This is a genomic window from uncultured Winogradskyella sp. (assembly GCF_947496485.1).
Lineage (GTDB): Bacteria > Bacteroidota > Bacteroidia > Flavobacteriales > Flavobacteriaceae > Winogradskyella.
On sequence record NZ_CANMCZ010000005.1, the window covers coordinates 167,623 to 189,755 of the forward strand.

The following is a 22,133-nucleotide window of genomic DNA, read 5'->3' on the forward strand; positions in this document are numbered from 1 at the left end:
TTCTAATGAGAAAGTCAAGTTAATTTGGGTCATAAATTTTTAAAACAAATAGTTTATCTTAAATTTACAAACTTGCTAAAATTCTAATTTTTGATTTCACAAAACACCATAGCTCAAGTATTTGAAACCTCTCGCGTAGAAGAGGTGATTGGTGATTTTGTACAACTCAAAAAATCGGGCAGTAACTTTAAAGGTTTAAGCCCTTTTAGCGATGAGCGCTCTCCAAGTTTTATGGTCTCACCTGTGAAACAAATCTGGAAAGATTTCTCTAGTGGTAAAGGTGGCAATGCTGTGACGTTTTTAATGGAACACGAGCATTTCACGTATCCTGAAGCGATTAAGTATTTAGCAAAAAAGTACAATATAGAGATAGAAGAAACCGAGCGGACTGACGAAGAAAAGGCACAGCAAAATGCAAGGGAAAGTCTGTATTTAGTGAGCGAATATGCTAATGAATATTTTCAAAAAGTATTACATAATACAGACCAAGGTAAAGCTATCGGTTTAAGTTATTTTAAAGAACGTGGTTTTACTGAAGATACGATTAAAAAGTTTCAATTAGGGTATTCCTTAGATGAATGGCAAGCGTTTACAGATGATGCTTTAGGTAAAGGTTATAATATAGATTTTCTTTCTGCTACGGGTCTTACTATTGTGAAAGATGAAAAACGCTTCGATAGATTTAAAGGTCGTGTTATGTTTCCTATTCACAGTATGAGTGGTCGTATTCTTGGCTTTGGAGGACGTATTCTAGTTAATGATAAAAAAGCGGCAAAATACCTTAATTCGCCAGAAAGCGAAATCTATCATAAGAGTAAGATTTTGTATGGTTTATATTTTGCCAAGCAGAGTATTGCTAAAGAGGATAATTGTTATTTGGTTGAAGGCTATACCGATGTTATTCAGTTTCATCAAACAGGAATTAAAAATGTGGTGTCTTCTTCTGGTACAGCCTTATCTGCGGATCAGATTCGCTTAATTAACAGACTAACAAATAATATCACAGTACTTTTTGATGGTGATGCAGCTGGTATTAGAGCTTCGATTCGTGGTATAGATTTAATCTTAGAGCAAGGAGTTAACGTTAAGGTCTGTACGTTTCCAGATGGTGAAGATCCCGACAGTTTTGCAAAGTCGAATACCTTAGAAGAACTTACAGCATATCTTAATGAAAACGCAAAAGATTTTATTCAATTTAAGGCCTCACTTCTTGTAAAGGAAGCCAATAACGATCCTATTAAAAAGGCTGAAACTATTAGAGAAATTGTAAATAGTATTGCTAAAATTCCAGATTCTATAAAGCGAGAAATTTATATTCAGGAATGTGCTAGGATTATGGACATTAGTGAAAATGTGCTGTTTAGTACATTAGCACAAATAAGTAAAAAAGATTTTCAAGAAGCCAATAAAAAATATAAGCAAGAGCAAAAGGCTTTTCAAGTTGTAAAGAACGAACCCAAACCAAAGCAAAAAGTCGATGTTCAATACGAACTTGAACGAAAAATTATTGAAATCTTAATGCTTTATGGTGATAGAACAGAACAGTTTGAAGATTTAATATTGAAAGAAGACGAGGTTACAGGAGATTTGATGCTAGAACCAACCACGCAAGAAGCTAGAGTATTCGAAAAAATATACTTAGACCTTCAGGAAGATGAAATGCAATTTACCAACGAAAAGTTTAAGGAATTATACTATTCTATAATTGATAGGTTAAACCAAGACGAAAACTTTTCTACCAAGGATTTTATTAATCAACTCGACCAAGAATCTGCAGGTACAGTAACTAGTATTTTAATGGAAGATGAAAAATACAATCTTCATGACTGGGAGCGCAATCAAATTATTCCAAAGGAAAAAGAACATTCTATTTCGCTATTGGTAAGCCAAACCATTTTGAGTTTACGTTGTTATTTAATTGACCAGAAAGTAGCAGAATACAAAAATGATACGCTCAGAGAAAACACAGACACTAGAGCGATTATAGAAGATGTAAAAGACTACTTAGGTCTAAAGATGCTACTCTCTCGCAAACTAGGCAAAGTGATTGGCGGTTAGGCGAGATTATGATGCTTAGCTTGGTGAATAAGGTCTACAATATTATTTACATTCAATTTCTTAAAAAGTCTTGCTTTATAAGTACTAACTGTTTTTTCGTTAATATCTAACTCTTGAGCAATTTCTTTGTTTTTTCTTCCTATAGATAAAAGTTTTAAAACTTCAACTTCTCTAGTAGAAAGCTTCTTGAACATACGGCTTCTACTTTTACGAGTATCTTCATAACGGAAATGTTTATCCATTTTTTCGCTAAGAGAAGTCTCTCCAGAATGAATTTTTCTTACGGCAGTTTCTATATCTTCAACACTTGCAGTTTTGTTGAGGTAGCCAGATGCACCAGCCTTTAGTGTACTAATGGCATAAATCTCTTCGGGTTGATGACTAAACATCAAAACATTAATAGATTTATACTCCTTTTTAATTGCTCTGAGTGCAGTAATACCATTAAGTTCTGGTAGATCTATTTCAGATATAATGACATCTACTTTGTTTCTTCTTACAAATTCAAAGATTTCAATACCACTACTTAAATTTCCTACTATTTTAAAATCTGGCTTACTACCTAGGTATAGTTCTAGGCCGGTTCTTACAATAGGATGACTGTCAACAATCAAAATATTTATCATGATAATTGATTTTTTTGGTTAGGGTTAATTATAAAAAAACTAAGTCAAGAAATTAGTGGAGATTCGTTAAACAAAAATAATGAAAATTTAACCATTTAACGCAATTTATTCGATAAAATGCAATGTTTATTTTAATTTATTAGGAATTTCGCAAATTGGTATAGGAATCATCTTGTGTTTGTTTGATTTGTTATATCGCATAAAAATCTCATAGGCTTCACGTTTTCTACCTTCAAAATCTTCAGCTGTTTTACCGTCATCTTTCATTTGCATTGCCCATTCTAATTCATCATATGATGCGCCAATTTGATCTTCGTCGCTACGAGCATCACCAAATAAACCATCACTAGGAGCAGCTTTCATAATGGACTCAGGTACTCGTAAGTAGTTTCCAAGTTCATAAACTTCAGATTTTAATAAATCAGCAATAGGGCTTAAATCTACTCCTCCATCACCATATTTAGTATAAAAGCCTACACCGAAATCTTCAACTTTGTTTCCAGTTCCTGCAACTAATAAGCCTAATAAACCAGCATGGTAGTACAATGTCGTCATGCGCAAGCGTGCTCTTGTATTGGCCAAAGCCATATCTACTGTAGCTTGTTTGCCGTCAAGGCTTACTTCAGTTTTGAATTCTTCAAAAACTGGTGTTAAGTCTACACGTGTATCTTTTACGTTCGGAAAACGCTTTTTTAATTGTGTAATGTGCTCTTGTGCTCTTGTGACATGGCTTGCAGCTTGATGTATAGGCATTTCAATACATAGTAGGTCTAAACCCGTTTTAGCACACAGTGTTGAAGTAACTGCAGAATCAATTCCTCCCGAAATTCCGATAACAAAGCCATTAACTTTAGCATTTGTCGCATAATCTTTAAGCCAATCTACAATGTGATTTACAACCTTTTCCGTTTGCATAATTTTTGAATTTTTAAAACAAAGAAGTGTACCTTTGCACAACAAAAATAACGGAAACCTTTTAGGATTAAAAATGTTTTACCATATGCAGATGAGATTTTATATAATTTTATTACTAGGATTAACTCTTGTGTCTTGTAATGACGAATCTAAACTCGAAGAAGAGATTGCAAAAATTGAAGTTGATTTCGTTGTAGAACGCTTTGATAAGACTTTTTTAGATGCTGAACCTAAAGATTTGCCTAAACTAAAAGAAGGGTATCCATTTTTATTTTCTAAGCATACACCAGATTCTATATGGATCAATAGACTAAGTGATACGCTACATAATGAGATTTTAGAAGAGGTTAATAAAACCTTTGATGATTTTAAAGACACCAAAGAAGAACTGATAGGTTTATTTCAGCATATTAAGTATTATGATAAGGTATTTTCAGTGCCTAGAGTAGTAACACTAACTAATTACGTTCAATACAGAGATAAAGTGATTGTTACAGATAGTATTGCCTTAATTGCATTAGACAATTACTTGGGCAGAGATCACAGATTTTATGTTGATGGTGGTATTCCAGATTATTTGGCTAAAAACTTTAATAAGGAGCAAATCGTGGTAGATTTGGCAGACGGTTTTGGGCAAAAATATGTGTATCAAAGCAATCGTAAGACTTTGCTCGATGAAATGATTTACTTTGGTAAACTACTATATTTTAAGGATGTAATGATTCCTTTTAAGACAGATGCAGAAAAAATAGGCTATTCCGAAGAGCAAATCAAATGGGCTGAGGTCAATGAAAGTCCGATTTGGAGTTATTTTATTGAAGAAGAACTATTGTATAGTTCTGATAGTAAATTATCGAGTCGTTTTATCGCAAATGCACCTTTTTCTAAGTTTTATAGAGCATTTGATAATGAGTCTCCTGGCAAATTAGGGCAATATATAGGTTGGCAAATTGTAAAAGCATATGCGGATATTACAGATGAAGATGTAATGGCAATTTTACAGAAAGAGCCTGGAGAAATTTTCAATAAATCAAAATTTAAACCCAAAAAATAATGTCTAATACTATACACTCTAAGATAGAATTAAATGTTGAACTCGATGAGAATCGTGTGCCAGAAAAGCTAAATTGGTCCGCACAAGATGGTGGAGTTACTAATGAAGAAGCTAAAGCTGTAATGCTATCTGTTTGGGATAGTAAAGCTCAAGAAACCTTGAAGATAGATTTATGGACTAAAGACATGCCTGTAGATGAGATGAAACTATTTTTTCATCAAACTTTGGTCACTATGAGTGATACCTTTTTAAGAGCAACTCAAGACGAAAAAATGACTGCTACCATGAAAGATTTTTGTGACTATTTTGCAGATAAGCTAGAGCTTAAAAAATAGCTAATTAAGGCTCTGGTGTGCTCGGGTTTTTTCCAGTTTTAAAGTATGGTACTTTATTAAAACATTCTGCCTCTTTACTATAATCATCAGGGTTTTTCATTTTGTATTTCAAAAATGCTGATACGTCATAGATTTCCCACACAGTTAACTCATTGTCTTTACCTGCTACTGTTCTCTTATCTAGGTTAATGTGCGAAATCATTTTGTCCACCAACGCATCGTCACCAAAGCGCATTTCTCTACCAGAGCTATGTCTGTTGTTTGTCTGATAGACAATCCAGTAAGCTTGCACTCTTTTGTTTGCTGAATTTGGTTGTAGGTTATGAGCAGATGATAAACGGTTATTATTAGCGGGTCTTTTTAAATCTATAACTGTAGATTCTAATTCTAAAAGAGATTCTCTAGGTTTTAATGAGGTTAAATTTCTTGTAGCTCTAACAATTGGCTTTTTCTTTGCTGAAGCTACTTTTCGGTTAATTTTTATTGGTTTTTTATCAATTACTTGCTCTTTTTTATTTACAACTGCTAACTTAGGTTCTTCTATTTTAACTTCTGGTGTAGTAACAGATGTATCATTTGATGCTAAGGTTGTATCACCAAATAATGACACTTTTCTATTTGGTCTGGTTATGTTGACAGGATTATTTATTATTTCGTTTCTTAAAAGCGTAATAACAATCAGTCTATCTGGTAAAACAGCTTCTACAACAAATCGACCAACAGGAATATCTTTTAGAGGAATTTTTACCTTAGAGTCTTTTACGATCAAAGATTTTTCAAAATCTTTGTTAAAAATTTCAACTCTGTAAATAGTGCGTTCACACTTTAGAATAAGACTATCTCCAGTATCGTTTAACTTGTGTTTTAGTTCTTTTGCTCTTGTGTTAACATTTTGAAGTAATGTTGATTTTTGACCATACCCTAAAGTTGTCAATAGCAAGAATGCGAATGTATATAATCTTCTCATAATAAGTAGGTTTTGTTTTTGGGAAACAAATTGAACATAAAATATCCTGTTTAGAATATTCATTGTTCCCTACAAATTTACGTGCAATCATTTTGGTAATACTAAAACTTAGACGCTTGGCATTTTTTTTAGTTAATGTGTATAGCGCTTCGGTATATTGCAAAAAACAGGGCACATATGACATGTTTTTCGTTGTTAATCAGTAGTTTAGGTTTGTGAATGGTCAATTTATTAATGCGATATCAATCAATATTTACCTACATTTTGATGTATTTTAAGGATTTATTGGCCAGATTGTCTCAAATCTTTCGCAAACTATGAGCATTTCTTCAGTCGGTTTCTTTCCGTTTTCCTCCATTGTACTTGCAAAAAAGTCCCAATGTGCTTTCCTCCATTTTTTGAGAGGTTCAATTGTGGTTCCCATATCCATTTGGGCATAATCTTCAGAAATTTTATGAAACGGAATTGTATCTACCTTTTTAATTTCTATTATCGCTTTTGCTTTTCCCTCAAAATCTGTTATTATATGTTTAGTTCCGATTTTTGGTAAATCTGCATTGGCATCTTTGTACCAAGAATATAAACCAGAGCCTGCTCTCTTTTTTCCACTCACAACTAATTCTGCTAATCGATTTGCGTCTTCTTCATTATTATGAAAATACCAAGATTCTGGCAATTGATCTTTACTAAAATCTGGATTAGCTTTGGTAAAGCTATTCCATATTTCATAAACAGTTTTGTCAATTCCTTTTTCTGTTTTTGTTTCGTTTTTACAGCCAATTAAAACTAAAAATAGAATGATTGTTATTCGTTTTTTCAAAGTTTTGATTATTTATTATACCAGTAAAAATAATTAAAAAAACAGATTATGTATCACTTTTATAGTTTTCGGAAAGAGCCTTAAACTGGCGCAACCATTTTTCTGCAAGCTTTTTGTCCATACTGGGAAATAGAATTGACATAGGTTTTGGAATTACCCAATTAATGCGTTTGTACTCATATTCATATGCGTATCTGGTTTCATCATCACTAAGTGTAGTAAAATTACATTTCATGCTATTATCTATGTGTTTATGGTGATAATGAGCTTCAAAGGTATGCGGTAAATCATTTTTTGTAATGGTTTCGGTTAATTCCATTTCGTTTTTACCATATTTATAATACATATTAGAAATTGCACCATTTTGTCCTTTATCTCCGCTCAGGTGCATTTTTCTTATAAACCCATCTTGATACTCTTTGAGGTTATTTGGGCCTGCAAATAATTTTGTTACTATGTCCTACAAGACTGATTGATGTCGATAAACCCCGTATGTTTCATTTTGTGATAGTTTTATTAAATGCAACAGCTTTGTCAATCCAATATTCCAAATCTGAATCCATGTCAAAACCTTGAGGTGTTATAAATATGTAACCTTTCATAGGTCTGCCTGTAAAATCCATTGGTAAACATTCTTCTTTTTCGATGTTTTGGTTATAGGCTTCTTCACCTATTTTAGCCATTAATAAACTATCTCCATATTTTTTATCAATATGAATACCACAACACATTTTATCGTTTACCATAAACACTAATCCTCCCATCATTTTCTTATCGTAAAAAGGAACGTTTTTAGTTTGTAAAATTTGTCGGATTCTGTCTCCCAAATGTTCATCGTAAGCCATGAATAAAGATATTAATTTATTCATCAATGTTTTGATAAGAATAAATTAGGTACGGACAAGAATGGTGTCTTGGTCTAATTAAATAGTGAAATAATTAGATTTATAAACTCTGAACACTATTCTTTGTAGAGTAATGAGGTGTAGTATTAAAATACTCCGAGTTTGGTGAATAAATGAAATCAGGATTTGATACTTGATGCTCCATGAATTTAGTTTTGTTATAAACCTCCCAAACAATTAATTCATTTAATTTATTAGACGAGCCCTTATTTACGATTTTATTCTTCACAATCATTCGTTCAACGGATTCATGATCTACTAATCGCATCGTTTTGATAGAGCCAATTTCATTGTTGACTATAGTTATCGTCCAATAGAATTTTTGTTTTTTCTGACTTTGTTTTTTTGTTTTTCCACGATTGAGCATAAATCCTACACTTCTTTTAGGAGTGCTTTTTACTAAGTTAAGACTTTCGTCTAGCATCATGCCTCTGCCTTCTGCCACATCCTTTTTTTCGAACGGAACGGCAGAATTAGTTGTTTCATTAAAATCTTCATATTTAATCAAATCCATAACAATTACCTTATCGGTCAATTTCGCCTCAACAACAAATTTACCAACAGGAAGTTTATTTAAACCGATTCGTGCGTTATGGCCTTCAACTACAACGACATCTTCATAATCTTCATTAAAAATTTCAACTTTAAGAATTGTATTTTCACTAACCAATATTAAACTATCTTTAGTTTTGTTTAAACTATGTTTTAGTTCTTTAGCCTTTGGATTATAATTTTTCAACAATGTTATATTCTGTCCAGAAAGAATGAGGGCTGAAAATAGGATAAGTAGAGTGGATATGGATTTAATCATAATATTCACTTTTAAATTTGAGGGTTTTAAATATTCACTTTATAAAGACGAATACTTGCTTAACTAATACTAAGGTAGAATGTAAAAATTCATTTTTCATAAAAAAAAGATGTTTTACGTTTTTTAAGGGTTGACGTACTGTCAACTACGATGTAAAGCAAAAAAACAGGATTTAAAAATCCATATCTTTCTGTATATTGATTAGTAATTTCTTTAAATTAGCCTATGCGAAAAATACTATTTGGTGTTATTATTACTTTAATTGTTCTCTTTACATTTAAATATTGTGGAGATAGAAAAGAAGACAAAATTATATTACAAGAAAACTCTGCTTTAATACAAGAACAACTCAAAAATGTGAGTAAACTTGTCGTTACCGAAGGTCACTTTAGTGAAGTTTTTAGCTATAAGAATTCTAAAGCCATTTTTGGTGATTTATTAGAAGCAGAGAAGAAAGCCTTAGTTGTTGTAAATGCAGATGTAACTGTAGCATACGATTTAAGTAAGATTGAATACAACGTAAATGAAGAAACTAAGACTTTGGAAATTTTAAGTATTCCAGAAGAAGAAATAAAAATCAATCCAGATTTTGAATATTATGATATTCAAGCTGATTTTTTGAACCAGTTTGAAGCGAAAGACTACAACGAAATTAAAGAGACGGTTAATGCATCATTGATGAAAAAGATTGAGGCTTCAGATCTAAAATCTAATGCACAGAATAGGTTGATTAGTGAACTTTCTAAGTTTTTTATTCTAACTAATTCTTTGGGTTGGACATTGGAGTATAATCAAACACCTGTTGAGTCTCTTGAAGTTTTAAGGTCCCTAAAATTATAGTTTGTTTTTTAAGCTTACCCAACCACCACCATTAATGGCATCAATATTTTTGAGCGTTAAAAATTTTGCCGCTTTTGCAGACCGTACTCCACTTGCACAGCAAGCTATGACCGGTTTATCTAACTTTTTGACTTCATCAAATCTATTATTTAATTCGTCTAATGGAATATGTACTGCGTTTTCAATGTGTCCAGCATCCCATTCGCGCCGTGATCTTACATCTAAAATAATGGCTCCGTTTTCAATATAATCTTCAACGCGATGCTTTTTAGCTCCAAAAATAAAATCTAAAAACCCCATAGCTTCTTTTTTGCTTAAATTTACGAATTATAACACCATATTGTAATAGTTGAAGCCAGAAACACGTAAAGAGGAAATTATAAGAGTAGCTGCTAAGTTATTCAAAGAAAAAGGTTATAGTGCTGTAACCATGCGCGATTTGGCAAAGGCTATGGGAATAAAAGCTGCGAGTTTATACAACCATATTAATTCAAAACAAGATATACTAAACGCTATTATTATCAATTTGGCAGAAGAATTTACAGCTGGTATGAAACTGGTTCAATCTTCAGGTGAAAATTGCATCGGTAAACTCAATCGAATAATAGAACTGCACGTTAGAATTTCTAGTCAGAACATTTACGGAATGGCATCGTTAAATAATGATTGGATGCACTTGGAGGAAAAACTTGACTATTATCAAAGATTGCGTATTGATTATGAAGATGATTTCAGAGCAATTTTGAAGCAAGGAATAACGTCAGGTGAAATAGTAGATGTTAACCCAGAAGTTATGATGTTTTCAATATTAACTACACTACGTTCACTCTACCTTTGGATCCCTAAAAAGGAAGAACTTAACTTAGAAGAATTGTCAAATACCTTAAATCAAATCTTGATTAAGGGTATTAACAAATAGTTAAGATTAAATTTTATAACTTTGTCAAATAAACTAACACTTGTTAGTTTAATCTTTAAAGATTAAATATGGCAGAATTTCATAATCTAAAGGTTGAGAATATTTATAAAGAAACAGAAGATACTTCAGTAGTTACTTTTGAAATTCCTACTGAGCTACTTAATACATTTGAATTTAAACAAGGTCAACATTTAACCTTAAAAGCTGACATTGATGGCGAGGATGTGCGTAGGTCTTATTCGTTATGTTCGAGTCCCTATGAAAATCGTTGGCAAGTAGCAGTTAAGCAAATTTTAGGTGGAAAATTTTCAACCTATGTCAATGAAAGACTAAAAGCAGGTGATACTATAGAGGTGATGTCACCAAGTGGAACATTTGGTGTCGAGGTAAATCCTGAAAAAGCTAAAAACTATTTATTTTTTGCTGCAGGAAGTGGTATAACACCAGTACTTTCAATGATTAAAGCACATTTAAAGTCTGAACCAAACTCTACTTGTAAACTTTTTTATGTCAATAAAACAGCTAAATCTATTATCTTTAAAGAAGAATTAGAACAGCTTAGAAACACCTATTTTGGGAGGCTTGAGATTTATTATTTCTTAACCAAAGAGCGTCGAGATATAGAATTATTCAACGGAAGATTTGATGATGAAAAAATGCAGGTGCTTACTAAGACGTTTATAGATATTCCAGATACAAGTGAAGTTTTCCTTTGTGGACCAGAGAAAATGGTTAACTATGTGAGTGAATATCTTATTAACGCTGGTTTATCAAAAGAATTGGTGCATTATGAATTGTTCGTCACTGGGTTGTCAGAAGAAGATATAAAACGACAGGAACGCTTAGCGCAGCAAAATGTTGAAGGTACAGAAGTTATTATTGTAGATGGCGGAAAAGAATTTGCATTTACAATGACAAAAGAGTTTGATAATATTTTGGACGCAGCATTAAACGCAGGAGCAGATTTGCCATTCGCATGCAAAGGTGGTGTCTGTAGTACGTGTAAATGTGAGGTAAAACAAGGTGGAGTTGAAATGAAAATTAACTATGCACTAGATGATAAAGAAGTAAGTCAGAATTTAGTATTAAGCTGTCAAGCAGTTCCGACGACAGATAAAGTTGTTGTAGATTTTGACGTATAAAATATATAGAAAAAGAAAAATCGCTTATGGCCAAAAGCCAATAGCTAAAAGCTAAAAAACTATGAGTGAAGAACAAATTAGAAGTTTAGAGAAACAATTCGAAGAGCGTATCGCAAGAGACGAAAAAATCGAACCAAAAGATTGGATGCCAGAAAAGTACCGTAAAACACATATCAGGCAAATGTCGCAACACGCGCACTCTGAAATTGTAGGTATGCTTCCTGAAGGTAACTGGATTACAAGGGCACCATCTTTAAGACGAAAAGTAGCATTATTGGCTAAGGTTCAAGACGAAGCTGGTCATGGATTATATCTGTATTCAGCAACTGAAACTTTAGGTATTTCTCGAGACGAAATGTACGAGCAATTACATACTGGGAAAGCAAAATATTCTTCAATATTTAACTACCCAACAATTACTTGGGCAGATATGGGAGCTATTGGATGGTTAGTAGATGGTGCAGCAATAATTAATCAAGTGCCATTATGTAATACATCGTATGGACCATATGCAAGAGCAATGATTCGTGTTTGTAAAGAAGAAAGTTTTCATCAAAGACAAGGATTTGAGATAATGATGAAACTGGCGAATGGTACATCAGAACAAAAGGATATGGCACAAGATGCCCTAAATCGTTGGTGGTGGCCGAGTTTAATGATGCTAGGCCCAACAGATGATGTTTCTGTACACACAGCGCAATCTATGAAATGGAAATTAAAACGTAAGTCTAATGATGATTTGCGTCAGCAATTTATAGATCAAACAGTTCCTCAAGCAGAATTAATTGGACTTACAATTCCAGATCCAGATTTAAAATGGAATGAAGAGCGTGGTAGTTATGATTTTGGTGAAATTGATTGGGATGAGTTTTGGCAAGTAGTTAAAGGTCATGGACCTATGAACAAAGAACGAATGAAAGCAAGAGTTGGAGCCTGGGAAGAAGGAGAATGGGTTAGAGATGCAGCCATGGCTCATGCAGAAAAGAAACAAACTAGAAAAGAAAAACAAGCAGTTTAAAATATAAAATTATGTCAACAAAAAACTGGCCACTTTGGGAAATCTTCGTAAGAAGTAAAAACGGATTAGAACACAGGCATTGTGGTAGTCTGCATGCTGCAGATGCCGAAATGGCGCTAGAAAATGCTCGTGATGTATATACCAGAAGAAATGAAGGGGTAAGTATTTGGGTTGTAGAATCTAAAAATATCACAGCTTCAAATCCAGAAAATAACGGTGAGTTATTTGAACCTGCCCAAGACAAGGTGTATCGTCACCCAACTTTTTACGATTTACCAGACGAAGTAAAACATATGTAATGAAAGATAATTTATATAATTACTTATTGGGTATTGCTGACAATTCTTTAATTCTTGGTCAAAGAATGGGAGAATTGTGTGGTCATGGTCCGAGTCTAGAAACTGATATCGCATGCACCAATATATCCTTGGATTTATTTGGACAAGTACGTAGCTATTTTCAATATGCTGCCAAGATAGCTGGTGATGGAAGAACTGAAGATGATATTGCAATGCTACGTAAAGAGCGAGAGTACAAAAATGTATTATTGGTAGAGCAACCAAATACAAATTTTGCTTACACAATTGGAAGACAATTTTTATTTGATGTATACCATTTAGCTTTTTTATCAGAGTTACAGAAGAGTAAGGATTTAACGCTTTCAGCTATTGCAAATAAATGCATTAAAGAGGTAAGCTATCACGAACGTTTTTCATCAGATTGGGTAAAACGTTTAGGTGACGGAACTGAAGAGAGTAAGGGGAAAATGCAAGAAGCGATTAATGATCTGTGGACTTATACGGATGAATTGTTTCATCAAACTAAAGTAGATAAAGCAATGGTTATTGAAGGTATTGGCGTGGATGTTACTAAATTAAAAGAGAGCTATTATAGACAAGTCAGTGAACTTTTAGAAGAAGCAACACTTCAAATACCTGAGTCTAAATATTTTCAAAAAGGAGGTAAAGAAGGTATTCACACTGAACATTTAGGTTATATTCTAGCTGAATTACAGTATATGCAGCGTGCTTATCCTAATATGGAATGGTGATAAAACTTTGATTTGTTATCCTGAACTAGTTTCAGGATCTCATTATTAAAATATGACAAGCACTCAACAAAATATAGATAAAGAATTAATAGGAATACTAGAACAGGTTTCAGATCCTGAAATCCCAGTTTTGTCTATAATGGATATGGGAGTTGTGCGATCTGCTGTAATAATTAATGATGTTGTTAAGGTTGAAATTACACCTACCTATAGTGGCTGTCCTGCAATGGATGTTATTGGTGATGATATAAAAAAAGCACTAAAAGATGCAGGTTATGAGTCTGATATTGATTTGATTTTACATCCTGCCTGGACGACAGATTGGATTACACCTAGAGGTCGTAAGGCCTTGGAAGATTACGGAATAGCGGCACCATTAGATGCTGAAGCAGATAAGGATGTGTTGCTAAACGGTAAACGCATGGTAAAGTGCACCAATTGCGGTTCTCAAAACACAAGATTAGTAAGTCAGTTTGGTTCTACGGCATGTAAAGCACAATTTCAATGTGATGATTGTCAAGAGCCATTTGATTATTTTAAATGTTTGAAATGACAATATGTTATCATCCTGAACTTGTTTCAGGATCTCATGAAGAAAAATAATTTTTAAAAAAATTGAAGTCCAATTAAGGTATGAGCGACAATAAACCTTTGATGTTAGGATTACGAACAACTATTTATATGGTTAGTGATATCGTTGAAGGCACAGAATGGTATTCAAAAGCTTTTAATACAAAGCCCTATTTTAATGAACCTTTTTATGTTGGCTTTAATATTGGTGGATACGAATTAGGTCTACAATCCGAAGAAAGAGATATCAACTTAAAAACGGAGAATGTATATTCATATTGGGGAGTTGAAGACATAGACGAGGCCTATCAGCATTTAATAAATTTAGGCGCATCAAAACACGAAGAACCGAATAATGTAGGCGGTGAACTTATGGTTGCAAGTGTTTACGATCCTTGGAAAAACATTATCGGCATTATATATAACCCTTATTTTAAATTACCAGAATAATATGAGTCATTCAATTGAATTAAAAATTGAAAATAAAGTAGCGTATATAACACTAAACAGACCAGAAGTATTTAACAGCTTCAATCGTGAAATGGCGTTAAGTCTTCAAAATAATTTGGATGCTTGCGAAGCAAATTCAGAAGTCCGAGCAATTGTTTTAACTGGCAATGGTAAAGCATTTTGTGCAGGCCAGGATTTAAAAGAAGTTACAGATCCGGAATTAAATCCAGGTTTTAAAAAAATATTAGAAGAGCATTACAATCCTATCATCACAAGATTGCGTTCTATTAAGAAACCTATCATTGGTGCCGTAAATGGAGTGGCTGCAGGAGCAGGAGCTAACATTGCTTTAGCTTGTGATATTGTCGTTGCTCATGATAAGGTGAGTTTTATTCAAGCCTTTAGTTTAATTGGTTTAGTTCCTGATAGTGCAGGTACATTCTTTTTACCACGTTTAATTGGTTTTCAAAAAGCACAGGCATTGGCTATGTTAGGAGACAAAATTTCGGCGGAAGAGGCAGAAAAAATGGGAATGATTTATAAATCTGTTTCTTTAGATGAATTTGAAGACACTATAAATCAATTAGCAGTGAAACTGGCTAATATGCCAACAAAAGCGTTAGGTCTTATCAAAGAATTGTTCAATAAGTCCATGACTAATACTCTAGTGGATCAATTAGCTTTAGAATCTAAATTGCAAATTGAAGCAGCCAGCAGTAATGACTATGCGGAAGGTGTTTCGGCTTTTATTGAAAAACGTAAACCAAATTTCAAAGGGAATTAATTGAATAAAGAAACCCTCATAGAAGTTCACAATAGAATAAAACCATTTATTCATAAAACACCAGTTTTAAGCTCAAGCTTACTAAATGATATGGTAGGAGCAAATATTGTGTTTAAATGTGAGAACTTTCAAAAAATGGGAGCTTTCAAAATGAGAGGTGCAGCTAATGCCATACTATCGCTTTCAAATGAAGAAAGAGAACGTGGAGTCGTAACGCATTCTTCGGGTAATTTTGCACAAGCCGTATCCTTGGCTGCTAAAAAATTAGATGTTAAGGCTTATATCGTCATGCCAGAAAATGCACCACAGGTTAAAAAGGATGGTGTAAAGACTTATAAAGGCGAAATCATAGAATGCGAATCTACACCACAAGCAAGAGAAGCTACAGCTGATAAAATAAAGAAAGAAAAGGGAGCGTCTTTTCTACATCCTTCGAATCAAGATGAGGTTATTTATGGCAACAGTACTGCTGCTATGGAATTGTTAGAAGAATGTCCAGAATTAGACGTAATTTTAACACCAGTTGGTGGTGGTGGACTTATTGCAGGAACTGCTTTAGCAGCGCATTATTTTTCGGATAACTGCAAAGTTATTGGTGGAGAACCGATGGAAGCAGATGATGCCTATCGCTCTTTGATTTCGGGTAAAATAGAAACGAATGAAAGTTTTCATACCGTTGCTGATGGCTTAAGAACGCATTTAGGAGATCGTAATTTTCCGATTATACAAAAACATGTCGATAAGATTATCCGTGTTGAGGAATATGAAATTATAAATGCAATGCGACTCATTTGGGAGCGCATGAAAATTATTATAGAACCTTCTTGCGCTGTACCCTTCGCAGCTGTATTGAAGAATAAAGGAGAATTTAGAGATAAAAATGTCGGCATTATTTTGTCAGGCGGAAATGTAGATGTCAAAAATCTACCATTTTAATATAAAACTATGAACGTAGGAATTATAGGTTCTGGAACCATGGGAAGCGGTATTGCACAAGTGGCTGCTACTGCTGGTTGTCAAGTAAAATTATACGATACAAATCAAGTAGCTCTCGATAGAGCTAAAGCGTCATTAGAAAAAATTCTTCTGCGTCTAATTGAAAAAGGACGAATTGATTCTGATGAAAAAAATAGAATTAAGTCAAATATTAGTTACGTAGATAACTTGAAAGATTTATCGGATTCAAATCTAACGATCGAAGCCATTATCGAAAATCTTGATATTAAAAAGAAAGTCTTTTCAGAGCTTGAAGGTTATGTGGCAGACGATTGTATTATAGCTTCAAATACATCGAGCCTATCTATAGCATCTATTGCCGCGTCTTTAAAAAAACCAAAACGTTGTGTCGGCATTCATTTTTTTAATCCAGCACCATTAATGAAATTAGTTGAGGTTATTCCTGCTATTCAAACATCTTATGAAGTGCTCGAGAAATCAATCGATACCATTACTAGTTGGAAAAAAGTGGTTGCCGTTGCAAAAGATACACCTGGTTTTATAGTCAATAGAGTCGCAAGACCATTCTATGGAGAAGCCTTAAGAATCTACGAAGAAGGTATTGCAGACTTTGGAACTATAGATTACAGTCTAAAAACGATTGGTGGATTTAGAATGGGACCATTCGAACTCATGGATTTCATTGGTAACGATGTAAATTATACGGTTACAGAAACTGTGTTCACAGCATTTTATTTCGATCCAAGGTACAAGCCGTCGTTTACTCAAAAACGATTTGCAGAAGCCGGTTATTTAGGTAGAAAGTCTGGAATTGGCTATTATGAATATGATAATAATGGAAAGCGTGTGACTCAGAGCGATAGCCAAGAATCTTATGACAACGTACTAGCAGAAAAAATATTCAACCGTGTTTTAGTGATGCTCATTAACGAAGCCACAGATGCTCTATTTTTAAATATAGCTTCTGCAGAAGATATAGATAATGCCATGACTAAAGGTGTCAATTATCCGAAAGGATTATTAGCTTGGGCAGACGAAAAAGGAATAGATTGGTGTGTTTCAAAATTAGATGAACTTTATAACGAATACCATGAAGATCGTTACCGTTGTAGTCCACTATTACGCAAGATGAACAGAGAAAATAAGACCTTCTTTTAATGAAAGGAGAACAGATTCCATATAAAATGCTTTCTCAAGATGCTTTTAGCCAATGGTTAGGTATTGAGATTTTAGAATGTGAAATAGGACGTTGTAAACTAGGAATGACTATTAGAAAGGACATGCTTAATAGCATGGATAAAGCTCATGGCGGAGTAAGTTATTCGTTGGCTGATACGGCTTTTGGTTTTGCAGCTAATACGCATGGCAAATATGCCGTATCGATAGAAACAAGCATCAATCATATTGAAGCTTTAAATGAAGGTGATTATTTAGTGGCTGAATCTGTAATCGAAAAAGTAAATAACAAATTAGGTTTTAATATCATCGAAGTAAAACGAGGTGATGAATTAGTGGCCCTTTTTAAAGGAATAGTTTATAGAACTCAAAAAGATTGGAAAGAGTAATGAAAGAAGCATATATAATAGACGGAATTAGAACACCAATAGGAAATTATAAAGGGACATTGTCGGCTGTGCGTACAGACGATTTAGGAGCTTTAGTGATTGCTGAAGTTGTAAAACGAAATCCAAATATTCCTAAAGAAGCTTATGATGACGTGATTATGGGTTGCGCTAACCAAGCTGGTGAAGATAATCGTAATGTCGCACGTATGTCATCTTTGTTAGCAGGTTTGCCATTTACAGTGCCAGGTGAAACCGTTAACAGATTATGTAGTTCTGGCTTATCAGCAATCATTCATGCCAATCGTGCTATTAAAGCAGGTGATGGTGATGTCTTTATCTCTGGAGGTGTAGAGAATATGACAAGAGGTCCATATGTTATCGCGAAGCCCTCAACCGGATTTGGTGGCGATTCTAAAATGTACGATTCCACATTTGGCTGGCGTTTTATCAACCCAAAAATGCAACAGATGTATGGCACTGACGGAATGGGCAATACTGCTGAGAATCTTGTCGAGAAATATAATATCTCTCGAGAAGACCAAGATAAATTCGCCTATAGGAGTCAATTGAAAGCCTCAAAAGCTCAGGAAAATGGGCGACTAGCAAAAGAAATAATTACTGTTGAAATTCCGCAACGCAAAAAAGATCCAATTCAATTTTCAAAAGATGAATTTGTAAAACCAAATACATCTTTAGAAGTATTAGGGAAACTAAGAGCAGCCTTCAAAAAAGAAGGAGGAAGTGTTACTGCAGGAAATTCATCTGGATTAAATGATGGAGCAGCAGCAACTATTATTGCTTCAGAAGATGCTGTAAAAAAATATGACCTAAAACCATTAGCAAGAATTGTAAGTTCTGCTGTGGTTGGTGTAGAGCCAAGAATTATGGGAATTGGTCCAGTTCAAGCTTCTAATAAAGCATTAGAAAAAGCCGGTTTGACCATGGATGATATGGATGTTATTGAATTAAATGAAGCCTTTGCAGCTCAGGCTTTAGCATGTACGAGAGCTTGGGGATTGGCAGATGACGATGCTAGATTAAACCCAAATGGTGGCTCGATTGCAATTGGTCATCCATTAGGAGTTACAGGAGCAAGGATTGCTTATTCTGCAGCTGTAGAATTGCACGAGCAAAATAAAAAATATGCATTAGTAACCATGTGTATTGGTGTTGGACAAGGTTATGCAGCAATTATAGAAAAAGTATAAATGAAGATTCTAGTTATAGGAGGAAACGGAACCATAGGGAAAAAGGTTAGTGAACGACTAGCTCAAAAACATGAGGTGCTCATTGCTGGACGAAATTCAGGTGACGTAACAGTGGATTTTTCAGATTCAAGTTCTATTAAGTCGATGTTTGATTCTGTTGGTAAGCTTGATGCTATTGTTGCCATTGCTGGAGATGCAAAATGGGACAAGCTTGATAATTTATCGGAAGATGATTTTTATATAGGCATAAAGAGTAAAATGATGGGTCAAGTTAATGTTGTCCGAATTGGAAAGGACTATCTTAATCCAAATGGTTCAATAACATTATCAACGGGAATTTTAGCAGACGACCCTGTTGATATGACAACAAGTGCTGCCATGGTCAACGGAGCCATAAATAGTTTTGTGAAAGCTGTCGCTTTAGAGTTAAAAGACGGAAAGCGTATCAATGTAGTATGCTCAGATTTAGTAGAAGACTCATTTGAAAAATATAAAGATTATTTTCCGGGAAACACACCAGTACCAATGCATAAAATTGTAGATGGTTATGTGAAGTCCGTCGAAGGGAAAATTACAGGAAGAGTTTTAAGAATAATGGCTTAAGTTATTATGGAAAAAATACAACATTACGTTCAAGGAAACTGGACAACAGGTAAAGAGGAGGGAGCACCAATTCTAGATGCTGTAACTGGCGAAGCATTTACTAGCGTGGCAATAGAAGGGTTAGATATTCCTGATATTCTTCAATATGGAAGAACCAAAGGTGGAGAAAAACTTCGAAAAATGACGTTTCAAGAGCGTGGGAATATGCTCAAGAGTTTAGCCTTATATCTCACCAAAAGAAAAGATGCCTTTTATGACTTAAGCTACAGAACAGGTGCGACAAAAGTAGATAGTTGGATAGATATTGAAGGTGGATTCGGAAATTTATTTGCCAATGCGTCCTTAAGAAAGTTATTTCCAAATCAACCGTTTCATGTTGAAGGCGATGCTATCGATTTGTCTCGTGGTGGACGTTTTATGGCGCATCATATAATGGTACCTAGAAAAGGAGTAGCTGTACATATCAATGCTTTCAATTTTCCAGTTTGGGGAATGTTAGAAAAATGTGCGGTGAACTGGATGGCAGGAGTACCAGCTGTGGTTTTACCAGCACCTTCATCATCATATTTAGCAGAAGCCGTAGCGAGAACAATTGTTGATTCTGGCATTCTTCCAGAAGGTGCGCTTCAAATCATTAATGGAACTGTAAAAACGATATTAGATACAGTAGAATCTCAAGACGTAGTCACATTTACTGGTTCTGCCCAAACAGGACGTTTACTGAAAGCACACCCAAGATTGATTCAAGAATCTGTGCCATTTACGATGGAAGCGGATTCATTAAATGCGTCTATTTTAGGAGAAGATGCGGTTCCTGGGACACCTGAATTTGACTTGTTCATCAAGGAGGTGAGAAAAGAAATGACTGTAAAAGCTGGACAAAAATGTACAGCAATCCGTAGAATCATGGTGCCAGAGAATTTAGTTGAAGATGTTCAAATTGCATTAGGAAAAGCACTTGATAAAGTGACTATTGGAGATCCAAGATTAAAAGAAGTACGCATGGGATCTTTAGTAAGTCAACAACAAGTTCAAGCTGTAAAAGATTCTGTAAACGATCTAGCTAAAGAAGCACAAATCGTATATGGAGATGTAGATAAAATTGAAACCATTGGAGCAGATGCTAAAAAAGGTGCTTTTATTAGTCCTATTTTATTAAGAGCTGATCATCCATTTCAGAATACAGTAATTCACGAACGTGAAGCATTTGGTCCTGTAAGTACCATTATGCCTTATAAAAATTTAGATGAAGCAATTACGCTTGCTCAAATGGGTAAAGGCTCATTAGTGTCTTCAATAGCAACAAATGATGATAAAATTGCTAAGGAGTATGTCGTTAATGCAGCATCTCATCATGGTCGAATATTAGTACTCAATAGAGAGAGCGCTAAAGAAAGCACAGGTCATGGTTCGCCATTACCATATCTAGTCCATGGAGGTCCAGGACGTGCAGGTGGCGGAGAAGAAATGGGGGGAATGCGTGGTATAAAACATTATTTACAACGTACCGCAATCCAAGGTTCGCCAACAACGATTACTGAGATTACGGGAATCTATCAGCAGAATGCAAAATATAAAGAAGCAGAACAACATCCTTTTAAATACCATTGGGAGGATATTGAGACAGGAATGTCAATGAAGACGCATAAGCGAACCATTACAGATACAGATATCATCTCATTTGCTAATGTCACTTGGGATCATTTCTATGCGCATACAGATATCACATCTCTTGATGGAAGTATTTTTGAAAAGCGTACAGCTCATGGTTATTTCATTATTTCGGCTGCTGCAGGATTGTTTGTGTATCCAAATAAAGGACCTGTATCAGCTAATTATGGTTTAGAAGAATGTCGTTTCCTTAGACCATTATATCATAACGATACTATTTATGTACGTTTAACCTGTAAACAAAAAATAGATCGTGATGTAGCCTCTGCTGAACATCCGAGCGGAATCGTAAAATGGTTTGCTGAAATTTTTGACGCAGATGATGAACTTGTGGCTTTAGCAACTGTATTAACTATGGTGCAAAAGAAACAAGAAGTTTTTGTAGAAATGACTGATGAAAAGATTGACGAATGTTTATCTAAATTGACCGAAGACATGAAACCAAAATGGGGAATCATGACACCACAACACATGATTGAGCATTTGGAGTTTACTTATAAAATTGCGGCGGGTGAAATTCAGGATTTTGAAATTTCAACACCAGAAAAGATTTTGGAAAAAGTAAAAAATAGCCTTTGGAATTATAAAAAATTCCCTCAGAATTCGCGGTTCCCTTTGTTAGATAAGGAAACACTGGATGATTTAAAGCACTCAGATTTAGCCACTGCTATTGAAAAATTTAAGACGCAACGAGAAGCCTATTTAGAATATTTTAAAGAAAATCCAGATGCTAAATTAAAAAATATGGTATTTGGTGAATTAAATAGATACGAGTGGTATTTAATGGAAAGAAAACATTTAAATCATCACTTTGAGCAATTCAATTTGTTATAGCAAATTGAATTGCTTAAAGTTCCCACGAAA

At 34.3% G+C, this 22,133-nt stretch carries 26 protein-coding genes; 18 read left to right on the forward strand and 8 right to left on the reverse strand.

The window, feature by feature from the left end; genetic code table 11:
• The first annotated feature begins 90 nt into the window (after nt 1–90).
• Nucleotides 91–2,058, forward strand: a complete 1,968-nt coding sequence (gene dnaG / locus Q0822_RS15005) for a DNA primase (protein ID WP_299125110.1) — start codon at nt 91–93, stop codon at nt 2,056–2,058.
• Here the strand turns inward: dnaG and Q0822_RS15010 are convergent.
• Together Q0822_RS15010 and nadE are read right to left on the reverse strand one after the other, a co-directional pair.
• Entirely contained in the window at nt 2,055–2,684 is a 630-nt protein-coding gene (locus tag Q0822_RS15010) for a response regulator transcription factor (protein WP_299125113.1), read from the reverse strand. The genes dnaG and Q0822_RS15010 overlap by 4 nt on opposite strands.
• Nucleotides 2,685–2,810: 126 nt before the next feature.
• A complete protein-coding gene (nadE, locus tag Q0822_RS15015) occupies nt 2,811–3,599 on the reverse strand; it encodes an NAD(+) synthase (protein ID WP_299125115.1) in 789 nt (262 codons plus the stop codon).
• A gap of 91 nt (nt 3,600–3,690) precedes the next feature.
• Between nadE and gldB the strand changes: the two genes are divergently transcribed.
• Nucleotides 3,691–4,653, forward strand: coding sequence for a gliding motility lipoprotein GldB (gene gldB / locus Q0822_RS15020; protein WP_299125117.1), 963 nt, complete (start codon nt 3,691–3,693; stop codon nt 4,651–4,653).
• Nucleotides 4,653–4,988 (forward strand): gliding motility protein GldC, encoded by a 336-nt coding sequence (gene gldC / locus Q0822_RS15025; RefSeq protein ID WP_299125119.1) that lies wholly within the window; start codon nt 4,653–4,655, stop codon nt 4,986–4,988. Before gldB ends, gldC begins: the two co-directional genes overlap by 1 nt.
• Before the next feature lie 4 nt (nt 4,989–4,992).
• On the opposite strand, the gene Q0822_RS15030 is transcribed toward gldC, so the two are convergent.
• From Q0822_RS15030 to Q0822_RS15050, 5 genes are all read right to left on the reverse strand, one after another.
• On the reverse strand, nt 4,993–5,955 hold the full coding sequence (locus Q0822_RS15030; protein WP_299125121.1) for a hypothetical protein: 963 nt from the start codon (nt 5,953–5,955) through the stop codon (nt 4,993–4,995).
• Nucleotides 5,956–6,229: 274 nt separating this feature from the next.
• Nucleotides 6,230–6,775, reverse strand: a complete 546-nt coding sequence (locus Q0822_RS15035; RefSeq protein WP_299125124.1) for an ASCH domain-containing protein — start codon at nt 6,773–6,775, stop codon at nt 6,230–6,232.
• 46 nt (nt 6,776–6,821) lie between these two features.
• A complete protein-coding gene (locus Q0822_RS15040) occupies nt 6,822–7,166 on the reverse strand; it encodes an SRPBCC family protein (RefSeq protein ID WP_299125126.1) in 345 nt (114 codons plus the stop codon).
• A gap of 106 nt (nt 7,167–7,272) precedes the next feature.
• The gene (locus Q0822_RS15045) at nt 7,273–7,644 is read right to left on the reverse strand and encodes a TfoX/Sxy family protein (RefSeq protein WP_299125128.1); all 372 of its coding nucleotides are present in this window, start codon (nt 7,642–7,644) and stop codon (nt 7,273–7,275) included.
• A 76-nt stretch (nt 7,645–7,720) separates the two neighbouring features.
• Entirely contained in the window at nt 7,721–8,491 is a 771-nt protein-coding gene (locus Q0822_RS15050; protein WP_299125131.1) for a hypothetical protein, read from the reverse strand.
• A gap of 225 nt (nt 8,492–8,716) precedes the next feature.
• Here Q0822_RS15050 and Q0822_RS15055 point away from each other — a divergent pair, with 225 nt between their 5' ends.
• A complete protein-coding gene (locus Q0822_RS15055; protein WP_299125133.1) occupies nt 8,717–9,331 on the forward strand; it encodes a DUF4230 domain-containing protein in 615 nt (204 codons plus the stop codon).
• On the opposite strand, the gene Q0822_RS15060 is transcribed toward Q0822_RS15055, so the two are convergent.
• Nucleotides 9,326–9,631, reverse strand: coding sequence for a rhodanese-like domain-containing protein (locus Q0822_RS15060; RefSeq protein WP_299125135.1), 306 nt, complete (start codon nt 9,629–9,631; stop codon nt 9,326–9,328). The genes Q0822_RS15055 and Q0822_RS15060 overlap by 6 nt on opposite strands.
• Nucleotides 9,632–9,680: 49 nt before the next feature.
• Here Q0822_RS15060 and Q0822_RS15065 point away from each other — a divergent pair, with 49 nt between their 5' ends.
• From Q0822_RS15065 to paaZ, 14 genes are all read left to right on the forward strand, one after another.
• The gene (locus Q0822_RS15065) at nt 9,681–10,250 is read left to right on the forward strand and encodes a TetR/AcrR family transcriptional regulator (protein WP_299125138.1); all 570 of its coding nucleotides are present in this window, start codon (nt 9,681–9,683) and stop codon (nt 10,248–10,250) included.
• Nucleotides 10,251–10,318: 68 nt separating this feature from the next.
• A complete protein-coding gene (locus tag Q0822_RS15070; RefSeq protein WP_299125140.1) occupies nt 10,319–11,392 on the forward strand; it encodes an FAD-binding oxidoreductase in 1,074 nt (357 codons plus the stop codon).
• 61 nt (nt 11,393–11,453) lie between these two features.
• A complete protein-coding gene (paaA, locus tag Q0822_RS15075; protein WP_299125142.1) occupies nt 11,454–12,410 on the forward strand; it encodes a 1,2-phenylacetyl-CoA epoxidase subunit PaaA in 957 nt (318 codons plus the stop codon).
• Between the two features lie 11 nt (nt 12,411–12,421).
• A complete protein-coding gene (gene paaB, locus Q0822_RS15080) occupies nt 12,422–12,709 on the forward strand; it encodes a 1,2-phenylacetyl-CoA epoxidase subunit PaaB (RefSeq protein WP_299125143.1) in 288 nt (95 codons plus the stop codon).
• On the forward strand, nt 12,709–13,461 hold the full coding sequence (gene paaC, locus Q0822_RS15085) for a 1,2-phenylacetyl-CoA epoxidase subunit PaaC (protein ID WP_299125144.1): 753 nt from the start codon (nt 12,709–12,711) through the stop codon (nt 13,459–13,461). The genes paaB and paaC overlap by 1 nt, the downstream gene beginning before the upstream one ends.
• A gap of 52 nt (nt 13,462–13,513) precedes the next feature.
• Nucleotides 13,514–14,014 carry a 1,2-phenylacetyl-CoA epoxidase subunit PaaD gene (gene paaD / locus Q0822_RS15090; protein ID WP_299125147.1) on the forward strand — a complete coding sequence of 167 codons (501 nt, stop codon included), beginning with the start codon at nt 13,514–13,516 and terminating at the stop codon, nt 14,012–14,014.
• Between the two features lie 80 nt (nt 14,015–14,094).
• Nucleotides 14,095–14,481, forward strand: a complete 387-nt coding sequence (locus tag Q0822_RS15095) for a VOC family protein (RefSeq protein WP_299125150.1) — start codon at nt 14,095–14,097, stop codon at nt 14,479–14,481.
• A 1-nt stretch (nt 14,482) separates the two neighbouring features.
• Nucleotides 14,483–15,265 carry an enoyl-CoA hydratase-related protein gene (locus Q0822_RS15100; RefSeq protein WP_299125153.1) on the forward strand — a complete coding sequence of 261 codons (783 nt, stop codon included), beginning with the start codon at nt 14,483–14,485 and terminating at the stop codon, nt 15,263–15,265.
• On the forward strand, nt 15,266–16,201 hold the full coding sequence (locus Q0822_RS15105; RefSeq protein ID WP_299125156.1) for a pyridoxal-phosphate dependent enzyme: 936 nt from the start codon (nt 15,266–15,268) through the stop codon (nt 16,199–16,201). It abuts the gene before it with no gap.
• A 9-nt stretch (nt 16,202–16,210) separates the two neighbouring features.
• Nucleotides 16,211–17,380 (forward strand): 3-hydroxyacyl-CoA dehydrogenase NAD-binding domain-containing protein, encoded by a 1,170-nt coding sequence (locus Q0822_RS15110; protein WP_299125157.1) that lies wholly within the window; start codon nt 16,211–16,213, stop codon nt 17,378–17,380.
• Nucleotides 17,380–17,787, forward strand: coding sequence for a hotdog fold thioesterase (locus Q0822_RS15115; protein ID WP_299125160.1), 408 nt, complete (start codon nt 17,380–17,382; stop codon nt 17,785–17,787). Before Q0822_RS15110 ends, Q0822_RS15115 begins: the two co-directional genes overlap by 1 nt.
• A complete protein-coding gene (gene pcaF / locus Q0822_RS15120; protein WP_299125163.1) occupies nt 17,787–18,995 on the forward strand; it encodes a 3-oxoadipyl-CoA thiolase in 1,209 nt (402 codons plus the stop codon). The genes Q0822_RS15115 and pcaF overlap by 1 nt, the downstream gene beginning before the upstream one ends.
• Nucleotides 18,996–19,598: a short chain dehydrogenase gene (locus Q0822_RS15125; protein WP_299125165.1), complete on the forward strand. Its 603-nt coding sequence runs from the start codon at nt 18,996–18,998 to the stop codon at nt 19,596–19,598. It abuts the gene before it with no gap.
• Between the two features lie 6 nt (nt 19,599–19,604).
• Complete coding sequence (gene paaZ / locus Q0822_RS15130; protein ID WP_299125168.1) at nt 19,605–22,103, forward strand: phenylacetic acid degradation bifunctional protein PaaZ; 2,499 nt, start codon at nt 19,605–19,607, stop codon at nt 22,101–22,103.
• Nucleotides 22,104–22,133: the final 30 nt, after the last annotated feature.

Bases quoted from the DNA above. Each gene is read 5' to 3' on its own strand.
- Q0822_RS15010 (WP_299125113.1), bottom strand. From the start codon at position 2,684: ATGATAAATATTTTGATTGTTGACAGTCATCCTATTGTAAGAACCGGC.
- nadE (WP_299125115.1), bottom strand. From the start codon at position 3,599: ATGCAAACGGAAAAGGTTGTAAATCACATTGTAGATTGGCTTAAAGAT.
- gldB (WP_299125117.1), top strand. From the start codon at position 3,691: ATGAGATTTTATATAATTTTATTACTAGGATTAACTCTTGTGTCTTGT.
- gldC (WP_299125119.1), top strand. From the start codon at position 4,653: ATGTCTAATACTATACACTCTAAGATAGAATTAAATGTTGAACTCGAT.
- Q0822_RS15030 (WP_299125121.1), bottom strand. From the start codon at position 5,955: ATGAGAAGATTATATACATTCGCATTCTTGCTATTGACAACTTTAGGG.
- Q0822_RS15040 (WP_299125126.1), bottom strand. From the start codon at position 7,166: ATGCACCTGAGCGGAGATAAAGGACAAAATGGTGCAATTTCTAATATG.
- Q0822_RS15045 (WP_299125128.1), bottom strand. From the start codon at position 7,644: ATGAATAAATTAATATCTTTATTCATGGCTTACGATGAACATTTGGGA.
- Q0822_RS15050 (WP_299125131.1), bottom strand. From the start codon at position 8,491: ATGATTAAATCCATATCCACTCTACTTATCCTATTTTCAGCCCTCATT.
- Q0822_RS15055 (WP_299125133.1), top strand. From the start codon at position 8,717: ATGCGAAAAATACTATTTGGTGTTATTATTACTTTAATTGTTCTCTTT.
- Q0822_RS15060 (WP_299125135.1), bottom strand. From the start codon at position 9,631: ATGGGGTTTTTAGATTTTATTTTTGGAGCTAAAAAGCATCGCGTTGAA.
- Q0822_RS15070 (WP_299125140.1), top strand. From the start codon at position 10,319: ATGGCAGAATTTCATAATCTAAAGGTTGAGAATATTTATAAAGAAACA.
- paaA (WP_299125142.1), top strand. From the start codon at position 11,454: ATGAGTGAAGAACAAATTAGAAGTTTAGAGAAACAATTCGAAGAGCGT.
- paaB (WP_299125143.1), top strand. From the start codon at position 12,422: ATGTCAACAAAAAACTGGCCACTTTGGGAAATCTTCGTAAGAAGTAAA.
- paaC (WP_299125144.1), top strand. From the start codon at position 12,709: ATGAAAGATAATTTATATAATTACTTATTGGGTATTGCTGACAATTCT.
- paaD (WP_299125147.1), top strand. From the start codon at position 13,514: ATGACAAGCACTCAACAAAATATAGATAAAGAATTAATAGGAATACTA.
- Q0822_RS15095 (WP_299125150.1), top strand. From the start codon at position 14,095: ATGAGCGACAATAAACCTTTGATGTTAGGATTACGAACAACTATTTAT.
- Q0822_RS15100 (WP_299125153.1), top strand. From the start codon at position 14,483: ATGAGTCATTCAATTGAATTAAAAATTGAAAATAAAGTAGCGTATATA.
- Q0822_RS15110 (WP_299125157.1), top strand. From the start codon at position 16,211: ATGAACGTAGGAATTATAGGTTCTGGAACCATGGGAAGCGGTATTGCA.
- Q0822_RS15115 (WP_299125160.1), top strand. From the start codon at position 17,380: ATGAAAGGAGAACAGATTCCATATAAAATGCTTTCTCAAGATGCTTTT.
- pcaF (WP_299125163.1), top strand. From the start codon at position 17,787: ATGAAAGAAGCATATATAATAGACGGAATTAGAACACCAATAGGAAAT.
- Q0822_RS15125 (WP_299125165.1), top strand. From the start codon at position 18,996: ATGAAGATTCTAGTTATAGGAGGAAACGGAACCATAGGGAAAAAGGTT.
- paaZ (WP_299125168.1), top strand. From the start codon at position 19,605: ATGGAAAAAATACAACATTACGTTCAAGGAAACTGGACAACAGGTAAA.